Raw genomic sequence first — 21,189 nt, forward strand, 5'->3', positions numbered from 1 at the left:
GCGGGGCATCGTGCGATAGAGGGGCCGGACGTGTGAGGGGTGCGTCCGGCCCCTCCCCCTGTTTGCATTTCGTGGGGGAGCTTCGCTCCACCCACACCCCCTCAAGCTGAGACCTCCATTTCGTGGGGGAGCTTCGCTCCACCCACACCCCCTCAAGCTGAGACGATTCCCGCGGAAGCTGATTATTCGTCGGCGACCAGATTCCCCTGCGCCCATTCCACGATGGACTGGGTCGTCGCGCCAGGGGTAAAGATGGCGGCCACGCCGAGCCGCTGGAGTTCGGGCAGGTCCTCGTCCGGGATGATCCCGCCGCCGAACACGGTGACGTCGGCGGCGCCCCGCTCGGCGAGCAGCTCGATCACCCGGCGGAACAGCGTCATGTGCGCGCCCGAGAGCACCGACAGCCCGACGGCGTCGGCGTCCTCCTGGATCGCGGTCTCCACGATCTGCTCGGGCGTCTGGTGCAGCCCGGTGTAGATGACTTCCATGCCGGCGTCGCGCAGCGCGCGCGCCACGATCTTGACGCCTCGGTCGTGCCCGTCGAGGCCAGGCTTGGCGATGACGACGCGGGTCCGCGCGCTCATCCTCACGGTCCTTCCCGGCCGTTCGTGGCGGCCACTGGGTCGAGCCCGCACCGTTGCGGGATCTCAGCCGAAGGTACCGCACGCCGGGCGACCCATTCCGCGATGCGCGCGCAACGACGGCCCGACAATGCAGTTACGCACAATTAACCCGACGGGCTTTTATTCGGCGCGGCGCGCAGCACAGCTTGTGCGGACGATTCCGGCGTGGCTACCGTGACGTTCGGTCAACAGCATTCTTGATTTATGTTCACGATTTCCTCGTACGGTGTCCGACTCGGAGGTTCCCGCGTTGCCAGCAAGGAACACGCGCGCGAACTACCGCGGCCGCCGCCGTCTCGAGGATCCCCGCAGCCGCTATCTCGCCGTGTTCACGACCGCGCTGGTCGCCTCGGGAATCGTGGCGCTCGGCACCGCCACCACGCTGCCCGACTCGCACACGGACGGGCTGTCCATGGAGTCGACGGGCAACTACGACGACATCTCCACGCGTTCGGGCGACCGCGCGAGCCGCGGCGACGCCCACAGCACGGTGACGACCGCGAACCAGCCGGCGCCGGACGTGTGGATCCTCCCGGTGCGCAAGTACACGCTGACCTCGTTCTACGGCGAGCGCTGGGGCCGCCTGCACCCCGGCGTGGACCTGGGCGCCGCCCAGGGCACCCCGTTCGTGGCCGTGGCCGCGGGCAAGGTCATCCTGTGCCGCTGGAATGCCGGCTACGGCAACAACGTGATGATCGACCACGGCGACGGCGTCGTCACCGTGTACGGCCATGCCTCCAAGCTCCTGTGCAAGGAGGGCCAGCAGGTCAAGGCCGGGGATCGCATCGCGCTGGTGGGCAACACCGGGCATTCCTTCGGGTCGCACCTGCACTTCGAGGTCCGCGAGAACGACAAGCCGGTCGAACCGCTGGCCTTCATGCGCGAACACGGCGTGGACATCCAGCGGCACACGGAAGCGATCTATTCGTAAATCCGTTTCGGCTCTCAGCCGTTTTCACGTTTCCGCCCCGATCGAACGCGCTCCGCACCGCATTCCCTCAGCGGTCGCCGCATAGCTCACCGCGCCGTTCCCAGGGCGCGCACGCAATTCGCAGGGTCGATCTGCCTCCGGGTGGGATTCCCCACGGCAGCAGCCGCGCTCGCCCAGTCCGAGGGCGCCTATCCCCCGCCACGCCCTCACATGCGTCTACCACCGCGCCGGGCGCGCGCGGCCTGAACAGCACGACGCTCGCCCGCCCCCAGCCGCGGGCCTTCGCTCGTGCGCGGCCGGACCAGCCCCAGCCCGATCTCCGCACCGGCTCGAACGGCCCACGGCCGACCCCGGCGGACCTGGCCTCGGGCCCTTGGCCCCGCCGACCTGGTTTGCGCCCTCGGCCCCGCGGACGTGGGCGCCGGGACGCCGTTGTTCGCCCGCCGCCCGCCCTCGCCGACCGCCGCGAACTCCTTCGCCGCACGAAGCCCGGACCGCCCCGGACCGGTCAGATGACGCTCAACGACACCTTCGTGGCCTTCTCCTCTCGAGTCGCGACCACCGCGCGGCCGTCCGCCGCCGCGATCGTGGCCTCCGGGCAGCGTGTGTCGCAGGCGATCGCGCGCTCCTCCGTCGTCGAGCCGTCGTTCGTCGAGGCCGTGAGCAGCCGGAGGGCGCCCGCGGTGTTGCGCCACAGCGTGTAGACGCGGCCGTCGGCCGTCGTCGCCGCCACCGGCTGGTAGCCGCCGAGTCCCGCGAGGTCGACCTTCCACTGCTCCTTGCCGGTCGCGGCCTCGACGGACGCGATCCGGGCCTTGGCCGAGCCCGGGTCGGCGTAGACGATGCTCGCGCCCACGGCCAGCGGCAGCGTGCCGGGCGCTTCGTGGCGCGCCCCGACCGAGCCGCTCCCCGCGTCCATGTACGTCACCCGCTGCGGAGCCGCGCCCGTCAGCGTCACGAACCCGGCGCCGGAGGAGAGGACTCGCAGCTCCGTGGTGCCGCGCTGGATCGCGTGCCACGACCAGCGCTCCGCCCCCGACCCGGTGTCGAGCCCGACGGCGACGTCGTCGACGCCCTGGGCCCGGCACCGCAGCGCGACCGCGACGGTCTGCGGGGAGCCGGCGAGGTCGGTCACGTCGCACGCCGCCCCGCCCCGCGCCGGGGTCCACCGCCAGCGCTGGGTGCCGTCGTGGGAGTCGATGCCGAGCAGGTCCCCGGCGCCGATCCCGGCCCCGGACAGCACCGCCGTGCTCCCCGCGGCGTGGACGGTCGCCATCTTCCCCGACTGGTACCGCCGGGAGAACCGCTCCGCCCCGCTCGCCGCGTCCAGAGCGGTGACGAGCACGCCGTCGTCGGTGCCGAACACGACCACCACCGCGCCGTCGACCAGCCCCGCGGCCTGGCTGGGCAGATCGGATCGTAGGTATTGCCAGGCCGGGGTGCCGTTGCCGAGCCAGACCGCCCGGATGCCGTCGGCGGCGCGGACGACGGCCAGGCCCTTGTGGACTCCGACGAGCTGCACACCGGGGAACGCCTGCGGCCACGCCTGCCCCTGCGAGGTCTCCGGTGCCGCGCCGGCGGTCGTGGCGTCCACGAACCTTCCCTCGCGCGCCCAGGAGATGGCGTATCCGGCGACCACGGCCAGCGCGACCGCGAAAACCCCGACGGGAGCCCACCGCCGCCAGTTCGCGCCGGGCAGGCGGCCCACGCCGGTGACGACCAGCAGCCCCCAGCCCAGGACCAGCGCGGCGGTCCCCACCACGGTGACGGGCCCGCCGAGCCCGATGCCCGCGCTGGGCTCGACCAGGCGGGCGAGCGCCGCCGCGATCACGGTCGCCGCGGCGGCCGCGACCCCGGCGACCACCGAGATCAGGCGCGAGCGGCGCGGCTCACTGCGGCCGTAGACCACGCAGAGCCCGCTCAGCAGGGGCCCCAGGAACGCGACCCCGGCGATGGTGACCAGGTCGGGATGCCGGCCGCCGGCCATCGTCCACGGCAGCGCCAGGCCGGCGACGGTGGCGACCACGCCGAGCCCGATGACGACGACGCCTGCGGCGCGAGCGATGAGGTTCACGAGGACAGGATGACGGGTGGGTACGACAGTTGCTATTCGGGCCGCTCGCGGCGTTGCACGGCGGCGAACCGGTGAACGTGACGAAGCGCCGCAGGAACGTCAGCTGCCTATCGGCGCGACCACCGGCGCGTCCAGATCGGCCTGCGGCGATTGTCGAGTGTGCCGCGCCCGCCCATCCAGAGCCTGCGCCACGCGGCGCCCGAGCCGCTGCGCCGGCCGCTCGATATAACGATGGGTCAATTCGCTGATGCCCAGCGCCAGGGCCAGGAACCCAAGCGCCCAGAGCAACTGGACGAACACGGGCTCATGCCAGTGGCGTTTCATGACCGGCCCCATCCACAGAATGACCACATAGTGCACCACGTACACCGAGTAGCTGATCACCCCGAGCCGTACCAGAACCCGCGGAACGCGGCGGCGACGCAACCCCATGCCGATGACGAACAGCACCGCCACGAGCGTCAGCGTTCCCATCCAAGGGCGGATCGAGCGCAGGCTTGCCGCGCTCAGATCGGGCAGCGCCCACCAGGTGCTGGCCATGACGCAGGCGAACACCACCCCGATCGCCGGCGCGGTGACCCGCCAGGAGAACTGGCCCTGCTCAGCTCGGTACAACGCCGTGCCGGCGAACATCAAGGCCGGAATCGAGAGCAGGAACCAGCCGGGGAACCGCCCGCTGGTCACCAGCAGCGCCGCGGCCAGCCCCGTGAGCACCACCGCGCCCGCCCCCACCAGCGCTTCTCGGCGGCTGACCAGGGCGCCGACACCCACAACGGCGGCCAGCACGACCAGCACGGCCGCACGCCGCGGACCCAGTCCGAGCGCCGGCAGCGTGACGAGCGGGAACATGCCCCCCAGCCCGACCGCGACGGCGGCCCACGCGACCGCCCACGCGGCGCTGAACCGATGCCAGCGGACCACGAACAACGCCGATACCAGGAGATAGAAAATCATCTCGTAGGACAGCGACCACAGCACCGCCGGCACCGACGGAAGACCCAAGACGTCCTGCAGCATCACCGTTGACGCGATCGCCGCCGCCAACCCGTGCTTGACCCCCAGCGTCTGCGCAGACACCACACCGGTCACCAGCATGACCAGCGTCGCGGCCATGCCCGCCAGCATCATCGGGTACAACCGGAACGCCCGACCGGTCCAGAACGCACGCAGGTCACCCCGGCGCTCCAGCGACGCCGGCACGATGTACCCGCTGATCACAAAGAACAGGAACACCCCGGCCTGACCGGGGTTGAACCAGGAATCCAGATGCACCCGCACCGCGCGCAGGATGTTGTCAGTGGCGTGCTCATACACCACCAGCAGCACCGCGACCCCTCGCAGCGCATCCAACCAGTCCAGCCGCGCGTGCCGGTCAATCTGATCTCCGGCACCCTGGCGTCGCACCGAGACAGCATAGAGGACCAGCGCGTTTTGTCAGCCTCCCCCGGACACCTCACGCACCGTCCAACGTGCCGGCACCAACCGCAATCGGCCAGGACGCGACGCACCACGGACATGGCTAGGGCGGTCCCTCCGGCCGAAGGCCCTCCGGACCGCCCTTTTGTCTGGCGGGAGCAACGGTCCGCAGGTGACGCGGACCCGAGCAGGAAGCGTTTCAGATCTTCTCCACCGCGGCGTGCCGCAGCACGATCCACATCACCTGGTCGCCGAAGTCGATCTGGGCCTGGGCTCGGGGGCCGGCGCCCTCCACGGCCAGGACTCGGCCGAGGCCGTAGCGCTGGTGGTTGACGCGGTCGCCCACGGCCAGGGCCGGCACGTCGCGCTGGAGTTCGCTGGCCGTCGAGAGCTTCGACGCGTCCAGGCCCAGCTTCGCGGCCAGCTGGGCGGCCTTCGGCGTGCCGCCGACGAAGGACGAGGTGCGGGACTGGGTCGCGCCCGAGGAGCGGCCGCCCACGCCCGCGCGGCCGGACCAGCTCGTATACGACGCCTCGGTTCGCTCCCAGCGCATGAGCTCCGGCGGGAGCTCCTCCAGGAAGCGCGAGGGCGGGTTGTAGGACGGCTGGCCCCAGGCGGAGCGGGTCACGGCGCGGGAGATGTAGAGGCGCTGGCGGGCCCGTGTGATGCCCACGTAGGCCAGGCGGCGCTCCTCCTCGAGCTCCTTGCGGTCGCTCATGGCGCGCTGGTGCGGGAAGACGCTGTCCTCCAGGCCGGTCAGGAAGACGACCGGGAACTCCAGGCCCTTGGCGGTGTGCAGGGTCATGAGGGTCACGACGCCGGTGTGGTCGGGGTCGTCGGAGGGGATCTGGTCGGCGTCGGCCACCAGGGAGACCTGCTCCAGGAAGCCGGCGACGCTCGGGGGCGGGGCGGCGGTCGCGTCGCCCTGCTCGGCGGCCACGGCGACCGTGGCCTCGGCGCGCTCGGTGTATTCGCGGGCCACGCTCACGAGCTCCTGGAGGTTCTCGACCCGGCCGGCCTCCTGCGGGTCGGTGCTCTCCTCGATCTCGCCCAGGTAGCCGGAGCGCTCCAGGGCGGCCTCCAGAACCTCCTCGGGCATCGCGGTCTCGGCCAGGGTGCGCAGGTCGTCGAGCAGGGCGACGAAGTCGCCGATGGCGTTGACGGCGCGGCTGGAGATGCCGGGGGCCTCGGCCGCGCGGCGCAGGGCGGCGCCGAAGGAGATGCGGTCGCGGCTCGCGAGGGCCTCGACGCAGGCCTCGGCGCGCTCGCCGATGCCGCGGCGCGGGGTGTTCAGGATGCGGCGGACGCTCACCGTGTCGTCCTCGTTGACCACGGCGCGCAGGTAGGCCAGCGCGTCGCGGACCTCCTTGCGCTCGTAGAAGCGGACGCCGCCGACGACCTTGTAGGGCAGGCCGAAGCGGATGAACATCTCCTCGAAGACGCGGGACTGCGCGTTGGTGCGGTAGAACACCGCGACGTCGGCGGGGCGGACGCCCTCGTTGTCGGAGAGGCGGTCGATCTCGCGGGCGACCCAGTCGGCCTCGGCGTGCTCGGTGTCGGCGACGTAGCCGACGATCTGCTCGCCGGGGCCCTGGTCGCTCCAGAGGCGCTTGGGCTTGCGCTCGGTGTTGCGGCCGATCACGGCGTTGGCCGCGGACAGGATGGTCTGGGTGGAGCGGTAGTTCTGCTCCAGCAGGATCGTGTGCGCGTTGGGGAAGTCGCGCTCGAACTCCAGGATGTTGCGGATCGTGGCGCCGCGGAAGGCGTAGATCGACTGGTCGGCGTCGCCCACCACGCAGAGCTCGCCGGTCGTGCCGACCAGCTCCTTCACCAGCATGTACTGCGCGTGGTTGGTGTCCTGATACTCGTCGACGAGCACGTGGCGGAAGCGCCGGCGATAGGTCTCGGCGACCTCCGGGTGGCTCTGCAACAGGTGGACCACGCGCATGATCAGGTCGTCGAAGTCGAGCGCGTGGGCCTCGGCGAGGCGCTGCTGATAGAGCGTGTAGGCCTCGGCGAGCGCCCGCTCGGCCGGGCCCTTGGCGGTGCCGGCGAAGGTCTCCGGGTCGACGAGCTCGTTCTTGAGGTTGGACACCTGCGTGGCCAGGCCGCGGGCCGGGTAGCGCTTCGGGTCCAGGTCGAGCTCGCGGGCCACGAGCTGCATGAGGCGGCGCGAGTCGTCGGCGTCGTAGATCGAGAACGTCGACTTGAGCCCGGCGTGGTCGTGCTCGGCGCGCAGGATGCGCACGCAGGCGGAGTGGAACGTGGACACCCACATCAGCCGGGCGCGGTTGCCCACAAGCTTGGCGACCCGCTCCTTCATCTCGCCGGCGGCCTTGTTGGTGAACGTGATCGCGATGATCTCGCCGGGGTGCACGTGGCGCTCGCCGAGCAGGTAGGCGATGCGGCTCGTGAGCACCTTGGTCTTGCCGGACCCGGCGCCGGCCACGATGAGCAGGGGCTGCCCCTCGTGCGTCACCGCGTCGCGCTGGGGGCCGTTGAGCCCGTCCAGCAGGTCGCGCCTGGGTGGCCTGGACTGCGCCGCCGGGCCCTCGGGCTGCGGCTGGCGGGACTGAGGTACCTCGAAGAGAGCATGCATCGCAGGGGCGACTCTACGCCGACCCCCCGACAGTTTCCGGCGGCCCGGGCCCGGCGGGTCGAACGGGTGACCGAAAACCGACGCCGTCCCAACTTTCGGAAGACCTTTCCGCTGACCTTGACGTCGTGCCATACTCGGCAACGTGATCGAGCGCGCGCGCTACTTTTTTTACGGCTACCGGAGTCCGGCAGCCGTAGGTCGCGCCTGATCGCAGAACCTACCGACGCCCCGGGCTCCGAAGCCCGGGGCGTTCGCGTTCCCGGGGAGCCCACCCCGAGTCAGAGGAACGAAGAGAAATGGCCGCCATCACCATGGAGCAGCAGCCCGCCGACGCCCAGACGGCAACCCCCGACCAGCACATCGCCGGCCTGCGCAACCGCATCGACGAGATCGACTCGGCGATCGTGGCGCTGTGGAAGGAGCGGGCCGCGATCTCGCAGGAGGTCGGCAAGACCCGCGTCGCCGCCGGTGGCACCCGGCTCGTGCTCAGCCGCGAGCGTGAGATCCTCGAGCGCTTCTCCCAGGAGCTCGGCGCCGACGGCACGCAGCTGGCGCTGCTGATCCTTCGCGCGGGTCGCGGGCCGCTGTAGGCGGTACAAATAGCACCATGACGTTTCCTCCATCGGCCGCGCCCCTGACCGACGTGCAGCGCGCGCTGTGTGTCCTCGCGCACCCCGACGACGTCGACTTCGGCTCGGCCGGCACGATCGCGACCTGGGTCGATGCCGGCATCGAGGTCGCCTACCTGCTGGTGACGCGCGGCGACGCGGGCGGGTTCGACGACACCCCGCGCGAGCAGATGCCCGTGCTGCGCGAGGCGGAGCAGCGGGCGGCCGCGGCGGCGGTGGGCGTGAAGCAGGTGGAGTTCCTCGACGGGTACCGTGACGGCATCCTCGAGCCGACGATCGGGCTGCGCCGGGACATCACGGCGGCCATCCGCAGGTTCCGGCCCGACCGCGTGCTGACCAGTTCGCCGCTGCGGCGCTGGGAGCGGCTCGCCGGGCCCAGCCACCCCGACCACCTGGCGGCGGGCGAGGCGACGACCTGCGCGGTGTACCCGGACGCGCGCAACCCGTTCACATTCACCGACATCGGGCTCGAGGCCTGGACCGTGCGCGAGATCTGGTACAGCGGCGGCCCGAACCCGGATCACATCGTCGACATCACCGACACGTTCCCGCGCAAGCTCGCCGCCCTGCGCGCGCACGCCTCGCAGACCGCCCACCTGGACGGCTTCGAGGAGATGCTGCGCGAGCGCCACGCGATGGTCGCCCGGGCCGGCGGCCTGCCCGAGGGACGCCTAGCCGAGGGCTACTCGGTCTTCGCGACCGCCTGAGGGACAACCGCCGAAGCGCATGACTCGGGTCCGCGGCCGTGCGGACCGTCGCTGCCGTCAGCGCCTGGTCTAGGTCGGTCTCCGCGAAGCCGCACCGGGCCGGACCGGGCGAACCGCGGGGCGCTGCCGTTGCCAGCCCCGCGGTTGGTCACCCCACCCGGATGTCACTCACTCGGCACCGGGAGCGGCCTCAGACCAGACGGCGGTCGGCGGCCCAGCGTGACAGCTCGTACCGGTTCGACATCTGCAGCTTCCGCAGCACGTTGGAGACATGCGTCTCGACCGTCTTGATCGAGATGAAGAGCTCCTTGGCGATCTCCTTGTACGCGTATCCCCGGGCGAGCAGCCGCAGCACCTCCCGCTCGCGGTTGGTCAGCTGGTCCAGCTCCGGGTCGGCGACGGGCGCGTCCGGGCGGGCGGCGAACGCGTCGAGCACGAAGCCGGCGAGCCGCGGCGAGAACACCGCGTCGCCGTCGGCCACGCGGCGGATGGCGTCGGCCAGCTCGTCCGGGGAGATGGTCTTGGTGACGTAGCCGCGGGCGCCGGCCCGGATCAGCCCGATCACGTCCTCGGCCGCGTCGGAGACCGACAGGGCCAGGAAGCGCACCTGCGGATGGGTGCGGCGCATCGCGTCGAGCACCGCGCGGCCGCCCCCGTCGGGCATGTGCACGTCGAGCAGCACCACGTCGGGCTCCAGCGCGGAGATCTTCTGCACCGCCTCGGCCACGGCGCTCGCCTCGCCGATCACGTCGACGTGCAGGCCGAGCTCGGCCCGTACGCCCGCCCGGAACATCGCGTGGTCGTCGACCAGGAACACGCGCAGCCGCTGGGTCTCTTCGGTGCTCATCGCTCTCCGCTTTCAGAAGACGAACTGGTGGCCGCGGGTTTGCGGCGCCGGGCCTCGGTATCGATCGGCATGCTGAGGCGCACCTCGGTGCCCTCCCCCGGCGCGCTGCGGATCTCGGCCTTGCCGCCGTGGCGCTGCATACGCAGGACGATGGAGCCGCGCACCCCGTGCCGGTCGTCGTCCACCGCGGACAGGTCGAAGCCGGCGCCCCGGTCGCGCACGAAGACGCTCACGCAGTCGGGCTCGACCTCGGCGTACAGCGAGATCGTCTGCACCTTCGCGTGCTTGGCCGCGTTCACCAGCGCCTCCCGCGCGGCCGCGACGATGGCGCCGACCTTCTCGTCGACGTCCACGTCACCGACCACGACGGTCTCCACGGCGACCGCGAACGTGTCCTCGACCTCGGCCGAGGCCTCCTCCAGCGCGGCGCTGAGCTTCTCCATGGGCGAGGCCGTCGGCTTGTACAGCCAGTTGCGCAGCGTCCGCTCCTGCCCCCGCGCGAGCCGCTGGACCTCCTTGACGTCGCCCGCGTTGCGCTGGATCAGGGCGAGCGTGTGCAGGACCTGGTCGTGGATCATCGCCGCCAGCTCGGCCCGCTCCTGCTCGCGCACCCGGGCCTCGCGCTCGGCGCTGAGCTGGGTGAACATGCGGTACAGCAGCGGCGCGAGGGCGAGCCCGACGCCGGCCAGGGCCACGGCCGCGAACGCGAGCCCGTAGCCGATCGAGGAGAACGGCACGCCCCGCAGCGGGAACACCCCGACCACGAACACGCCGATGATCCCGGCCACGACGAGCAGGCCGCCGCCGACGAAACGCAGGAGGTAGGACTTGCGGTTGTTGTCGACCGCCGCGCCCAGCCACGGCATCCCGGGAACGGTCGCCGACCAGCGCTCGCGGCGCTTCGGGTCCGCCTGGTGCCAGATGATGCCGGCGCCGAGCGCGATGATCGCGGCGAGCCAGCCGATCACCGACGACACACTGCCGTCGGGCTGCACCATGAGGCGCAGGATCACGATGCCGACGCCGAGCGCGAGGAACGAGAACAGCTGGTTGACGTTGCGCCCGCCGCCGCGCCCGTGCGGCTGCAGCGGCAGGACGGCCCAGAACGCGGCGTAGAGCAGGGCCCCGAGCCCGTTGAACGCGGCCAGCACCACGAACGCCGCCCGCACCAGCACGACCGGCGCACCCAGGTGCGCGGCGATGCCGGCGGCGACCCCTCCCACGACCCGGTCGGCGGGCTCGCGGTAGAGGCGGCGGACGGGGAACGGGCTGCTCATCGGGCTCGTCTCTGCTCGGGTCGCGGTTTCGGTACCCCCAGATCGTCACATGGATCCGGGGCGCGAAACCACTCCGAACGCCCCGGAGCCGCAGAATCAGGGTGGCGTCAGGGTCGATGCCTGAGGCGGTCCACCCCGCCCGTCCGCCAGCATGGATGACATGACGAACCCGCCTGCCGCCGACGAGCCGGCCGCCCACGCCGTCGCGGGACGGGCCGCGGAGCCGGAGCCCGCGCCGCCCGCCGCCCCCGGGGCCGGCGAAGCGGCGCCCGAAACGCCCGAACCGGAGTCGGACACCGTGCGGCTCGACGCCACCGCCGCGGACGAATCCGGCAAAACACCCAAGGACGACGAGCCCCGGCTCGAGGCCGAGTACGAGCCGGCGAACCCGTCCGCGCCGTTCGAATGGCCGACGGGCGACACCCAGGCTCCCCCGCCGCCGCAAGGAGACGCGCCGCCGCCCGGGGGCGCACCGCCGCCCGGGGGCGCGCCGCCACCGCCGCCGCCTCCGCCACCGTTCGGCGCACCGCCGCCGCCCCCGTTCGGGGCCGCGGGGTTCAACCGCCACCTGCTCGTCCGGCCGCAGCAGGGCCGGTACATCGCGGGCGTCTGCGCCGCCATCGGTCGCGCGACGAACACCGACCCCACGCTGTGGCGGGTCATCTTCGCCGTGCTGACCCTGGCCGGCGGCGTGAGCATCGTCGCGTACCTGCTCGGCTGGCTCCTGCTGCCCGCCGAGGGCGACACCGGCTCGCCGCTCGAGGCGCTGCTCGGCCGCGGCCGCTCCGGCACCTCCGCGCCGCTGGCGATCGTCATCGGCGTCGCCGCGGTGCTCGCGTTCCTGCTGGTCATGTCGCAGAACTTCGGCGCCGCGCTGATCGGGCTGGCCGTGGTCGTCGGCGTGATCGCACTGGTCGTGCGCGGACAGGCCGGCAACGGCCAGCCGCCGCCGGGGCCGTTCGTGCCGCCGGCGGTGCCCAACCCGCCGCCCGCGCCGTTCGCGGCCGCCGGCACGCCGTTCGGGGGCCCCCAGTTCCAGCCGACGGCACCGGGCCCCTCGTTCGGCCCCATGTCGTTCGGTGCGCCGTCGTTCGGCCCGGCGCCGATGCAGCCCCAGGCCCCTGTGACCCCAGGAGCACCCACGATGTCCACCGCGCCCGCCGCGCCCCCGGCGCCCGAGTCCGGCACCGACCCGGCCGGGGACTTCCGGGCCGGCGACCGCCTCGCCTCGGCACCGCCGGCGCCGCAGCCCGCGGCGTACGCGGAGGGCAAGTCGCCGACGATCGGCCCGCGCCCGCCGCAGCTGCCGCCCCTGCCCCCGTTGCCGCCGATGCCGAGCAGCGGACCCGGGGCCGGCTACCGGCCGCCGTTCGCGCCGCACGGGCCCTACGCGGGCTCGAGCCCGTACGCGGCCAGCCTCGGCTACCCGCCCCCCGGCGTGCCGATGTCGCCGTATCCGGGCCTGGCCCCGACCCCGCCGCCGAAGAAGCCCAAGGAGCGTTCGCGCCTGGGCCGGATCACGTTCTCGCTGATCCTGCTCTCGCTGGGCATCCTCGCGGCGCTGCAGGTCACCGTGGCGGACTTCAAGGTCTCGACGTTCTTCGCGGTACCGCTGGCGATCACCGCCCTCGGCCTGATCACGGGCGCGTGGCTCGGCCGGGCGCGGATCCTGATCCTGCTGGGCGCCATGCTGAGCATCGCGCTGGCGATCGCGACCGCGGCGACGGGCACCTCGGTGCCGCACCGCAGCGACAACATCAGCATCCAGCCGGCCTCGTTCGACGAGCTGGGCGAGCGGTACTCCACCGACATCGGCAACATCGACGCCGACCTCACGCAGCTCAACTTCAAGGCGCAGGAGGTCACCCCGACGGTGGTCGCCTTCCGGATCGGTACCGCGGGCAACCTGACCATCACGGTCCCGCCGGACGTGGACGTGACCGTCAGGGTGCACATCCAGGGCGGGGACTGCCGGGTGTTCGGGTCCAGCTGCGGCGGGTTCAACACGACCACCACCGTCACCGACTACGGCGCGGACGGGCCTGGTGGCGGCAAGCTGGAGCTGGACCTGGACACGCAATGGGGAGATGTGAGGGTGGACCGATGAAGCCGCACCGTCTGGACGGAGTCTCGCTGACGTTCGGCCTGATCTTCCTGGGCATCGTGGTCGTCTGGCTGTTCAACCAGGCCGTTTCGGTGCACCTGAACGCCGGCTGGATCGTGGCCGTAGGCCTGATCCTGTTCGGGGGGCTCGGCCTGCTGGGGGCGCTGCGCTCGGACAAACCCGAGCGTGGCAAGGCCGGGCCGCACGGCGATGGGCTCGACTACGACCTGGACGCGGAGTAGCCCGGCCGGGCGGGGGGCCCGGCTCGCGTACCAGGACGTGGACCGCACCATCGCGGCACGGAATATGCTGGCCGACGGGGTTCGTGACCCCGTCGGCCAGCTGCCTGTTGCGGCCAAGACATCTCCACCCTTCTGCCTTTGAGGAGCCCTTCCGAGATGACCCAGTTTCCCGTTGGCGGCACATCCGGCGCTTCCCGCCGCCCGATCCAGATCGGTGACCGGGCCGCCCGGGTCCTCGCCTCCGAGCTCGCCCGCCACGGCGGTCCCAAGACCGGCCTGGTGATCGGCGCGGCCGCCGGCTCCGCGGCGCTGGCCGCGGTGATCGACGCGCTGCTGCCCGACGACCGGCTGACCGTGGTCGGCACCGGTCCCGGCACGGCCGCCGCCCTGCGCGAGCACGTGGAGCGCCAGGGCCGCTGGGTCGCCGACCGTACCCGCGTGATCGACTCGATCGACGCCGCCGAGCCCGCCGACGTCGTGATCCACGCCGAGGCGCTGAGCGGCAGCGCCGAGGACGCCCGCGAGGTGCTCGGCGGCCTGACCAAGCTGGTCGCCGACGGCGGCGTGCTCACCGTCGTGGTGGCCGCGACCCGCCTGCCCAGCGGGGCGGCGGACGAGGTCGAGCGGCAGGCCGCGCTCTACGGCGTCGGCAGCGACCTGGTCCTGCGCAACGTCCCGCCGGTGCGCATCCACCGGCTGCGGCACACCCCGGCCCACCACAGCGCGGCCGCGAAGCTCCTGCCGGCGCTGCGCCCGTCCAGCGTGCCGCTGACCCGGGGCATGAACATCGACTCCAACGGCGTGGCCGCCGCCGGCATCGCGCTGGGCCTGGCCGCGCTGGCCAAGGCGGCCCGCCCGAAGTCGAAGCTCTGGCTGGTCCCGGCCCTGGCCGCGGCCCCGGTGGCGGCGTTCTTCCGCGACCCGCAGCGCGACGTGCCGGAGGACGCGAAGGCGATCGTGGCGGCCAGCGACGGCAAGGTGCTCGGGGTCGAGCGGATGCACGACAAGCGCTTCGGCGACATGGAGTTCCTGCGGATCGCGGTGTTCCTGTCGGTGCTCGACGTGCACGTCAACCGCGCGCCGGTGGCCGGCAAGGTGGTCGACTACTTCGTCGAGGACGGCGGCTACGCGGCGGCGATGAAGCCGGAGGCGGAGCACAACGTCGCGGCGTACACGCTGCTCGAGACGGCCCACGGCCCCGTCGCGGTCGTGCAGCGCACCGGGCTGATCGCGCGCCGGATCGTGCAGCGCGCGCCGATCGGCTCGCTGCTGGCCAAGGGCGAGCGGTTCGGCCTGATCCGCTTCGGCTCCCGCACCGACGTCTACCTGCCGGCGGACAAGGCCGACCCCGAGGTCGCGCCCGGCGACCGCGTGGTGGGCGGCCAGACGGTCATCGCCTCCTGGAAGTAGGAGCAAACGCAACGGCCCCGCACCGGCAATCGGGAGCGGGGCCGTTGCGCTGTGCAGGCCTGGGACTCAGGCGGCCTTGTTGCGCTGCTTGAGCCAGAGCAGGGGGCCGCTGACCAGGTAGGCGAAGACGACCACGACGAACGTGACGCGGTAGTTCACCAAGGCGCCGACCACCGGCAGCACCAGCAGCCACGGCGGCAGCTTCACGAGGCGGGCGAGCTTCGCGTAGGGGAAGCTCGAGACCATCGCGAGGCCGAGCAGCACCACGCCGGCAACGCGCAGGGCGGCCGGCATCTGCGGGGCGATCAGCGTGGCCAGCGCGAGGACCGCGGCGCACATCGTGGTCGGCACGCCGCAGAAGAAGCGGCCGTCCTTCGGCGAGACGTTGAAGCGCGCGAGGCGGATCGCCGCGGCCGCCGCGACGAGGGCACAGGCCGGGACGAGCAGCCAGCCGGGCGCGGAGGCGTTCAGCCAGGCGTAGACCACGACGGGTGCGGCCAGGCCGAAGGAGCACATGTCGGCGAGCGAGTCCATCTGCGCGCCGAAGGGGCTGGCCACGCCGAGGCGGCGGGCGAGGAAGCCGTCGAGGCCGTCGAAGATGACGCAGGCGATGAGCAGCGAGGCCGCGACCCGCACGTCGCCCTGGTTCACCGCGATGAAGATCGCCGACAGGCCGAGCATGAGGCTGCTCAGGGTGCAGGCGTTGACGAGCGCGAAGCGGATGCGGCGGGCGACGGTGCGCTCGCCGGGCAGCAGCGGGATGGACAGCGACTGCGGCTCGTCCTCCACCGGCGACGTGACCGCCGGGGTGGCGCTCGGCCGCGCGGTCTCGACGGCCGGGCTGACCGGCGCGATCGCGATGACCTCGGCCGCCAGATCCCGTGACACTCCGTCACGGCGGCGCATGCGCAGGCGTGGCAGGCGGACGCGCCCGGTGCGGGTGTCGGTCTCCGCGGCGGGGACGAGCAGGGAGGTCGCGCCGGCCACATTGCCCTCACCGCGCCGCCCCGCACGCCCGGCGAAGAGCACCTGGCGGGCGAGGGAGCCGCTGCGTCGCAGCCGTCCCGCCCATTGCCTTCCGCCACCGGGGCGCGGGCTGTCCGTAGTGCGTCGTCGCTGCCAAGGTGTGCTCGGCACTGATCCTCCACTGTAGGAACGAGGTTCCCACGGTCGCTTTTCGGGGCCTTTCGACCCTCGATGTCCGTTTCGCGAGACGGTCTCGCGATCTACACGGTCTCATATCAGGTCGCGATTGGCGATGCCTCAGGACGGAAACCGCCGGTTCAGGCGAGCCGCGGAACTACTCAGTGTAGTTTTTCGTTAACCTCTAGTCCATTTTAACGACGTCGGTCACTCGCCCGTTGCGGGAAGTGAAGCGGCCCACTGGACCACCTCGGTGACGGGCAGCCCGGCGAGGTCGCCCGGCTCGAACCAGGCCGCCGACGCGGTCGAGCCGCCGGCCGCCTCCGTCACGCTCGGTGTCGACGGCTCGGGCACCTGGACGCGGTAGAGCGCCCGGACCGCATGCCAGTTCATCGGGTACCCCTCCGGGCCGACAAGACCCGAACTGCGCCGATGTGTCACCCCGAGCAGTTCGACGATCTCGCCGCGCTGGCCGGTCTCCTCGTACAACTCGCGCAACAGGGCCTCGGCCGGCTGCTCGCCGACGTCGGTCCCGCCGCCGGGCAGGTGCCAGCGGCCCGCCCCGGGGAATCCGGGGGCGATCCGGGTGAGCAGGACGCGTCCGGCCCGGTCGGTGACGAACCCGTAGGCGGCGAAGCGCTGCCCCTTCGGCAGCTCGGACTCGCTCGCCGGCTCGGCGTCGACGCGCCCGGGCGCGTCGGCGGGGACGACGTCGAAGAGGACGCGATCCTCGTGGAGATCGGGGGTGGTCAGGGCGAGCACGTCGCGTACACCCGAAACCGCCACCGGCAGCCCGGCGCTCTCGCGGAACAGCCGGACCACCGCGGACGCCGGGTTCTCCCCGTGCCGGATCGGCCCGCCGATTTCCTCGGTCCCGCCCGGCAGCCGCCCGTAGACCGTGATCACCCGTGTCCGCGTCATGGTGATCAGCGTAGGCCGACCCCGCGAAGGGCCTCCTCCGTCACCTCGGTCAATGGCAGCTCGTCCAGGTCGTCCGGGTCGAACCAGCGCGCCTCGGCGGTCGAGCCGCCCACGTCGTGGATCACCGGGCGGCTGGAGCGGGCCACCTGGACGCGGTAGAACGCGCGGACGCCGTGCCAGTCGATCGGGTAGCCCTCGGGGCCGAGCTGGGCCGCGTCGCGATGGCTGGCCACGCCGAGCAGCTCGACGATCTGCCCCTCCTGGCCGGTCTCCTCGACCAGCTCGCGGATGAGCGCGACGCCGGGCTGCTCGCCGAAGTCCGTGCCGCCGCCGGGCAGGTGCCAGCAGCCGCCGCCGGGGTAGCCGTCGGAGATGCGGGTGAGCAGGACGCGGTTGCGCCGGTCGGTGCAGACCGCGTAGGCGGCGAAGCGCTGGGCGCGGTGCAGCCCGTCGGGGCCGGGCACCGCGTAGAAGGATGGCACCTCGGGCGTGCCGTCGGGCCGGATGTCGGCGGTGGCGTCGGGCAGGCCGAGCGCGTCGGCGGTGAACCGGCGCAGCGGCAGGGTCTGCGCCTCCTCGAGGGTGACCCAGCGGGCGAGGTCGGTGGGCTGCCCGACCCGGTCGCGCAGCGCGCCGCCGCGCACCGAGACCTCGTAGATCAGCCGATCGGTGTGGATCGTGAGCCCGCGCGTCGGCAGGGCCCGCATGTCGGCCAGGACGTCGCGCAGCTTGACCACGGCGACGGAGAGCCCGGTCTCGGCCGCCGTCTCGCGCACGACGGTGTCGACCGGGTTCTCACCGTGGTCGACGGCGCCGCCGGGCAGCGACCAGGCCCCGGGCGTCCCGGACTTGGCCGAGGCCCGCACGAGCAGGAAGGCATCGCCGTCGACGCACACGCAGTAGGCCGCGATGCGCCGCAGCGGCTGTAGCGCTGGAGTCACGGAGATAAATTGTCCGGCTTTCCCAGCCGCTCGCCAAGAGCGAGTTCAGCCTGAAACGGCTGAATGAAATTCCTCTCAGGGGTGGATGGCCGGGCCGGGCGCCGGGTCACTCCCACTCAATGGTGCCCGGCGGCTTGGACGTAACGTCCACGACCACGCGGTTGACCTCGCGGACCTCGTTGGTGATCCGGGTCGAAATCTTGGCGATCAGCTCGTGCGGCAGCCGCGACCAGTCCGCGGTCATCGCGTCGTCGCTGGAGACCGGGCGCAGCACGATCGGGTGACCATACGTCCGCCCGTCCCCCTGCACCCCGACGCTGCGCACGTCCGCGAGCAGCACCACCGGGAACTGCCACACGCTGCGGTCCAGCCCCGCGGCGGTCAGTTCCTCGCGGGCGATCAGGTCGGCGGCCCGCAGGATGGCCAGCCGCTGCTCGTCCACCGCGCCGATGATGCGGATCGACAGGCCCGGCCCCGGGAACGGGTGGCGCATGACGATCTCCTCGGGCAGCCCGAGCGCGGCCCCGATCTGGCGCACCTCGTCCTTGAACAGCGTCCGCAGCGGCTCGACCAGCGCGAACTGCAGGTCGTCGGGCAGTCCGCCGACGTTGTGGTGGGACTTGATGTTGGCGGTGCCGGTGCCGCCGCCGGACTCGACCACGTCCGGGTAGAGCGTGCCCTGCACGAGGAACTCGACGTGCTCGTCGGCGTCGAGCTCCCGGGCCGCCGCCTCGAAGGCGCGGATGAACTCGCGCCCGACGATCTTGCGCTTCTGCTCCGGGTCGGTCACCCCGGCCAGGGCCCCGAGGAAGGTCGCGGACGCGTCGACGACCTTGAGGTTGATCCCGGTCGCGGCGACGTAGTCCTTCTCGACCTGCTCCGCCTCGCCCGCGCGCAGCAGGCCGTGGTCCACGAAGACGCAGGTCAGCTGATCGCCGACGGCCTTGTGCACCAGGGCCGCGGCGACCGCGGAGTCGACCCCGCCGGACAGCCCGCAGATCACCCGCTTGGTGCCGACGCGGGCCCGGATCGCCTCGACCTGCTCCTCGATGATGTTGTTCGAGGTCCAGGTGGGCTCGATGCCGGCGATGTCGTAGAGGAAGCGGCGCAGCACCTCCTGGCCGTGCGGGGTGTGCGCCACCTCGGGATGGAACTGCACACCGGCCAGCCGGCGCCCGGTGTCCTCGAACGCGGCCACCGGCGCGCCCGGCGAGCCGCCGGTGACCGTGAAGCCGGCCGGCGCCGCGGTCACGCAGTCGCCGTGGCTCATCCACACCGACTGCTCGGCCGGCAGGTCCCGCAGCAGCACGCCGCCGCCGGCGGCGAGGGTGAGCGGGGTGCCGCCGAACTCGCGGTTGCCGGTGTGGGCCGCCTCGCCGCGCAGGGCCACCGCCATCGCCTGGAAGCCGTAGCAGATGCCGAAGACCGGCACCCCGGCCTCGAACAGCGCCGGGTCGACCTGGGGCGCGCCCTCCTCGTAGACCGATGACGGACCGCCCGAGAGGATGATCGCCGCGGGGCGCTTGGCCAGCAGGTCGGCGACCGGCATCGAGCTCGGCACGATCTCCGAGTAGACGTGGGCCTCGCGCACCCGGCGGGCGATCAGCTGGGCGTACTGCGCACCGAAGTCGACGACGAGCACTGGCTGCGGCGTGGTCATGGACAAAAGCCTAGACGGAGCGCGGCCGGAGCCTCCGCGGGGACGGCGGGACGTGACGGAGCTATCGGTGCGACCGGGACGTAGGGCGCGCCCAGGTCCGGGCGCGGGTCCGGCTCGCCCTTGTTCGGCCACATCGACGCCGCCCGCTCGGCCTGCGCGGCGATCGTCAGCGACGGGTTCACCCCCAGGTTGGCCGAGACCGCGGCGCCGTCGACGACGTGGAGTCCCGGATGACCGAAGACGCGGTGGTACGCGTCCACGACCCCGGTCTGCGCCGAGTCCCCGATCGCGGCGCCGCCGAGGATGTGCGCGGTGAGCGGGATGTTGAAGACCTCCGACCAACCGCCGCCCGGCAGCCCGCCGATCTCCTCGGCGAGCAGGCGGACGGCCTCGTTGCCCGCCGGGATCCAGGCCGGGTTCGGCTCGCCGTGCCCCTGCGTCGTGGTGAGCCGCCGCCGGCCCGTCCACGAGCGCTTGTAGTGCACGTCCAGCGAGTTGTCGAGGGACTGCATGACCAGCGCGATCACGGTCTTGTGCGACCAGCGGCGGACCGAGAGCACCCGCAGATGCCGCAGCGGGTGGCGGAAGAACACGCCGAACCAGCGCAGCGGCCGCCAGGGACCGCCGTCGGTGAGCACGGTCTGCAGCAGGCCCATCGCGTTGGAGCCGGGGCCGTAGCGCACCGGCTCGATGTGGGTGTTCGCGTCCGGGTGGAACGAGCTGGTGATCGCCACGCCGTCGGTGAAGTCGACGCCCTTGCGCAGCGAGCGGGCGCCGACGATGGACTCCGAGTTGGTGCGGGTCAGCGTGCCCAGGCGGGGCGAGATCCGGGGCAGCACGCCGTCGGCCCGCATGCGGTGCAGCAGGCGCTGGGTGCCGATCGCGCCGGCGGCGAAGACGACCTGGCCGGCCTCGAAGGTCTGCCGCCGGCGGCGCCGGTCGGTGCCGCGGGTGTGCACCGAATACCCCTCGGCGGTGGGACGCACCGCGGTGACCGTCGTGAGCGGGTACACCCGCACGCCCTGCTGTTCGGCGAGGTACAGGTAGTTCTTCACGAGCGTGTTCTTGGCCCCGACGCGGCAGCCGGTCATGCAGGAGCCGCAGTGCGTGCAGGTCTGGCGGATCGGCCCGGCGCCGCCGAAGTAGGGGTCCACGCCGGAGCGGCCGAAGTACACCCCGACCGGCGTGGCGTGGAAGGACTCCCCGACGCCCATGCGCTCGGCCACCGTGCGGAAGGCCCGGTCGGCGGCGGTGGTGCGGGCGTAGGTCGCGACCCCGAGCATGCGCTCGGCCTGGTCGTAGAAGGGCTCGAGCTCGGCCCGCCAGTCGGTGATGCCCCGCCACTGGGGGTCCTCGTAGAAGGGCGGGAGGGGGCGGTACAGCGTGTTGGCGTAGACCAGCGACCCGCCCCCGACCCCGGCGCCGGCGAGCACCAGCACGTTGCGCAGCATGGTGATCCGCTGAATGCCGAAGCAGCGCAGTGCCGGAGCCCACAGGAAGCGCCGCGCGTCCCAGGAGGTCTTCGGGAACTCCTCGTCGGCGAAGCGGCGCCCGGCCTCCAGGACGGCGACCGAGTACCCCTTCTCGGCCAGGCGCAATGCGGTCACACTGCCGCCGAACCCCGATCCGATGACCACGACGTCGTAGCGCATGCCCCATAGTGAC

17 protein-coding genes are annotated in these 21,189 nt (G+C 72.5%); 6 read left to right on the top strand and 11 right to left on the bottom strand.

Annotated features, from left to right (window positions below; genetic code table 11):
- Window positions 1-182: 182 nt before the first annotated feature.
- A complete protein-coding gene (locus ACQP1P_RS43785) occupies window positions 183-584 on the bottom strand; it encodes a cobalamin B12-binding domain-containing protein (protein WP_433080684.1) in 402 nt (133 codons plus the stop codon).
- A 289-nt stretch (window positions 585-873) separates the two neighbouring features.
- Here ACQP1P_RS43785 and ACQP1P_RS43790 point away from each other — a divergent pair, with 289 nt between their 5' ends.
- Complete coding sequence (locus ACQP1P_RS43790) at window positions 874-1,554, top strand: M23 family metallopeptidase (protein ID WP_433080686.1); 681 nt, start codon at window positions 874-876, stop codon at window positions 1,552-1,554.
- 508 nt (window positions 1,555-2,062) lie between these two features.
- Here the strand turns inward: ACQP1P_RS43790 and ACQP1P_RS43795 are convergent.
- The 3 genes from ACQP1P_RS43795 to pcrA form a co-directional block, all read right to left on the bottom strand.
- Window positions 2,063-3,628: a hypothetical protein gene (locus tag ACQP1P_RS43795; protein ID WP_433080688.1), complete on the bottom strand. Its 1,566-nt coding sequence runs from the start codon at window positions 3,626-3,628 to the stop codon at window positions 2,063-2,065.
- A 99-nt stretch (window positions 3,629-3,727) separates the two neighbouring features.
- The gene (locus tag ACQP1P_RS43800) at window positions 3,728-5,032 is read right to left on the bottom strand and encodes an acyltransferase family protein (protein ID WP_433080690.1); all 1,305 of its coding nucleotides are present in this window, start codon (window positions 5,030-5,032) and stop codon (window positions 3,728-3,730) included.
- Between the two features lie 211 nt (window positions 5,033-5,243).
- Complete coding sequence (gene pcrA, locus ACQP1P_RS43805; RefSeq protein ID WP_433080692.1) at window positions 5,244-7,643, bottom strand: DNA helicase PcrA; 2,400 nt, start codon at window positions 7,641-7,643, stop codon at window positions 5,244-5,246.
- A 311-nt stretch (window positions 7,644-7,954) separates the two neighbouring features.
- On the opposite strand from pcrA, the gene ACQP1P_RS43810 reads away from it, so the two are divergent.
- Together ACQP1P_RS43810 and ACQP1P_RS43815 are read left to right on the top strand one after the other, a co-directional pair.
- Window positions 7,955-8,233 carry a chorismate mutase gene (locus ACQP1P_RS43810; RefSeq protein WP_433090377.1) on the top strand — a complete coding sequence of 93 codons (279 nt, stop codon included), beginning with the start codon at window positions 7,955-7,957 and terminating at the stop codon, window positions 8,231-8,233.
- Between the two features lie 17 nt (window positions 8,234-8,250).
- Window positions 8,251-8,979: a PIG-L deacetylase family protein gene (locus ACQP1P_RS43815; RefSeq protein WP_433080694.1), complete on the top strand. Its 729-nt coding sequence runs from the start codon at window positions 8,251-8,253 to the stop codon at window positions 8,977-8,979.
- A gap of 190 nt (window positions 8,980-9,169) precedes the next feature.
- Here the strand turns inward: ACQP1P_RS43815 and ACQP1P_RS43820 are convergent, their stop codons facing one another.
- Together ACQP1P_RS43820 and ACQP1P_RS43825 are read right to left on the bottom strand one after the other, a co-directional pair.
- A complete protein-coding gene (locus ACQP1P_RS43820; RefSeq protein WP_350611938.1) occupies window positions 9,170-9,826 on the bottom strand; it encodes a response regulator transcription factor in 657 nt (218 codons plus the stop codon).
- Window positions 9,823-11,103, bottom strand: a complete 1,281-nt coding sequence (locus ACQP1P_RS43825; protein ID WP_433080696.1) for an ATP-binding protein — start codon at window positions 11,101-11,103, stop codon at window positions 9,823-9,825. Before ACQP1P_RS43825 ends, ACQP1P_RS43820 begins: the two co-directional genes overlap by 4 nt.
- Window positions 11,104-11,263: 160 nt before the next feature.
- Here ACQP1P_RS43825 and ACQP1P_RS43830 point away from each other — a divergent pair, with 160 nt between their 5' ends.
- From ACQP1P_RS43830 to ACQP1P_RS43840, 3 genes are all read left to right on the top strand, one after another.
- Entirely contained in the window at window positions 11,264-13,210 is a 1,947-nt protein-coding gene (locus ACQP1P_RS43830; protein ID WP_433080698.1) for a PspC domain-containing protein, read from the top strand.
- The gene (locus tag ACQP1P_RS43835; protein WP_433080700.1) at window positions 13,207-13,449 is read left to right on the top strand and encodes a hypothetical protein; all 243 of its coding nucleotides are present in this window, start codon (window positions 13,207-13,209) and stop codon (window positions 13,447-13,449) included. Before ACQP1P_RS43830 ends, ACQP1P_RS43835 begins: the two co-directional genes overlap by 4 nt.
- 156 nt (window positions 13,450-13,605) lie before the next feature.
- Entirely contained in the window at window positions 13,606-14,859 is a 1,254-nt protein-coding gene (locus ACQP1P_RS43840; protein ID WP_433080702.1) for a phosphatidylserine decarboxylase, read from the top strand.
- Window positions 14,860-14,925: 66 nt separating this feature from the next.
- On the opposite strand, the gene ACQP1P_RS43845 is transcribed toward ACQP1P_RS43840, so the two are convergent.
- The 5 genes from ACQP1P_RS43845 to ACQP1P_RS43865 all read right to left on the bottom strand — a co-directional run bounded on the left by ACQP1P_RS43845 (window position 14,926) and on the right by ACQP1P_RS43865 (window position 21,176).
- Window positions 14,926-15,918: a CDP-alcohol phosphatidyltransferase family protein gene (locus ACQP1P_RS43845; protein ID WP_433090379.1), complete on the bottom strand. Its 993-nt coding sequence runs from the start codon at window positions 15,916-15,918 to the stop codon at window positions 14,926-14,928.
- A 291-nt stretch (window positions 15,919-16,209) separates the two neighbouring features.
- Complete coding sequence (locus ACQP1P_RS43850; RefSeq protein WP_433080704.1) at window positions 16,210-16,923, bottom strand: NUDIX hydrolase; 714 nt, start codon at window positions 16,921-16,923, stop codon at window positions 16,210-16,212.
- Between the two features lie 5 nt (window positions 16,924-16,928).
- Window positions 16,929-17,864, bottom strand: coding sequence for an NUDIX domain-containing protein (locus tag ACQP1P_RS43855; RefSeq protein WP_433080706.1), 936 nt, complete (start codon window positions 17,862-17,864; stop codon window positions 16,929-16,931).
- A gap of 106 nt (window positions 17,865-17,970) precedes the next feature.
- Complete coding sequence (gene guaA / locus ACQP1P_RS43860) at window positions 17,971-19,524, bottom strand: glutamine-hydrolyzing GMP synthase (protein WP_433080708.1); 1,554 nt, start codon at window positions 19,522-19,524, stop codon at window positions 17,971-17,973.
- The gene (locus tag ACQP1P_RS43865; RefSeq protein ID WP_433080710.1) at window positions 19,521-21,176 is read right to left on the bottom strand and encodes an FAD-dependent oxidoreductase; all 1,656 of its coding nucleotides are present in this window, start codon (window positions 21,174-21,176) and stop codon (window positions 19,521-19,523) included. The genes guaA and ACQP1P_RS43865 overlap by 4 nt, the downstream gene beginning before the upstream one ends.
- Window positions 21,177-21,189 lie beyond the last annotated feature (13 nt).

The sequence above is a fragment of the Dactylosporangium sp. CA-052675 genome (assembly GCF_050947935.1).
Taxonomy (GTDB): domain Bacteria; phylum Actinomycetota; class Actinomycetes; order Mycobacteriales; family Micromonosporaceae; genus Dactylosporangium.

What these genes read in the sequence shown, in the direction of transcription:
- ACQP1P_RS43825 (WP_433080696.1), bottom strand. Translation starts at nt 11,103, where the DNA reads ATGAGCAGCCCGTTCCCCGTCCGCCGCCTCTACCGCGAGCCCGCCGAC.
- ACQP1P_RS43820 (WP_350611938.1), bottom strand. Translation starts at nt 9,826, where the DNA reads ATGAGCACCGAAGAGACCCAGCGGCTGCGCGTGTTCCTGGTCGACGAC.
- ACQP1P_RS43835 (WP_433080700.1), top strand. Translation starts at nt 13,207, where the DNA reads ATGAAGCCGCACCGTCTGGACGGAGTCTCGCTGACGTTCGGCCTGATC.
- ACQP1P_RS43810 (WP_433090377.1), top strand. Translation starts at nt 7,955, where the DNA reads ATGGAGCAGCAGCCCGCCGACGCCCAGACGGCAACCCCCGACCAGCAC.
- ACQP1P_RS43785 (WP_433080684.1), bottom strand. Translation starts at nt 584, where the DNA reads ATGAGCGCGCGGACCCGCGTCGTCATCGCCAAGCCTGGCCTCGACGGG.
- pcrA (WP_433080692.1), bottom strand. Translation starts at nt 7,643, where the DNA reads ATGCATGCTCTCTTCGAGGTACCTCAGTCCCGCCAGCCGCAGCCCGAG.
- ACQP1P_RS43815 (WP_433080694.1), top strand. Translation starts at nt 8,251, where the DNA reads ATGACGTTTCCTCCATCGGCCGCGCCCCTGACCGACGTGCAGCGCGCG.
- ACQP1P_RS43840 (WP_433080702.1), top strand. Translation starts at nt 13,606, where the DNA reads ATGACCCAGTTTCCCGTTGGCGGCACATCCGGCGCTTCCCGCCGCCCG.
- ACQP1P_RS43830 (WP_433080698.1), top strand. Translation starts at nt 11,264, where the DNA reads ATGACGAACCCGCCTGCCGCCGACGAGCCGGCCGCCCACGCCGTCGCG.
- ACQP1P_RS43850 (WP_433080704.1), bottom strand. Translation starts at nt 16,923, where the DNA reads ATGACGCGGACACGGGTGATCACGGTCTACGGGCGGCTGCCGGGCGGG.
- ACQP1P_RS43865 (WP_433080710.1), bottom strand. Translation starts at nt 21,176, where the DNA reads ATGCGCTACGACGTCGTGGTCATCGGATCGGGGTTCGGCGGCAGTGTG.
- guaA (WP_433080708.1), bottom strand. Translation starts at nt 19,524, where the DNA reads ATGACCACGCCGCAGCCAGTGCTCGTCGTCGACTTCGGTGCGCAGTAC.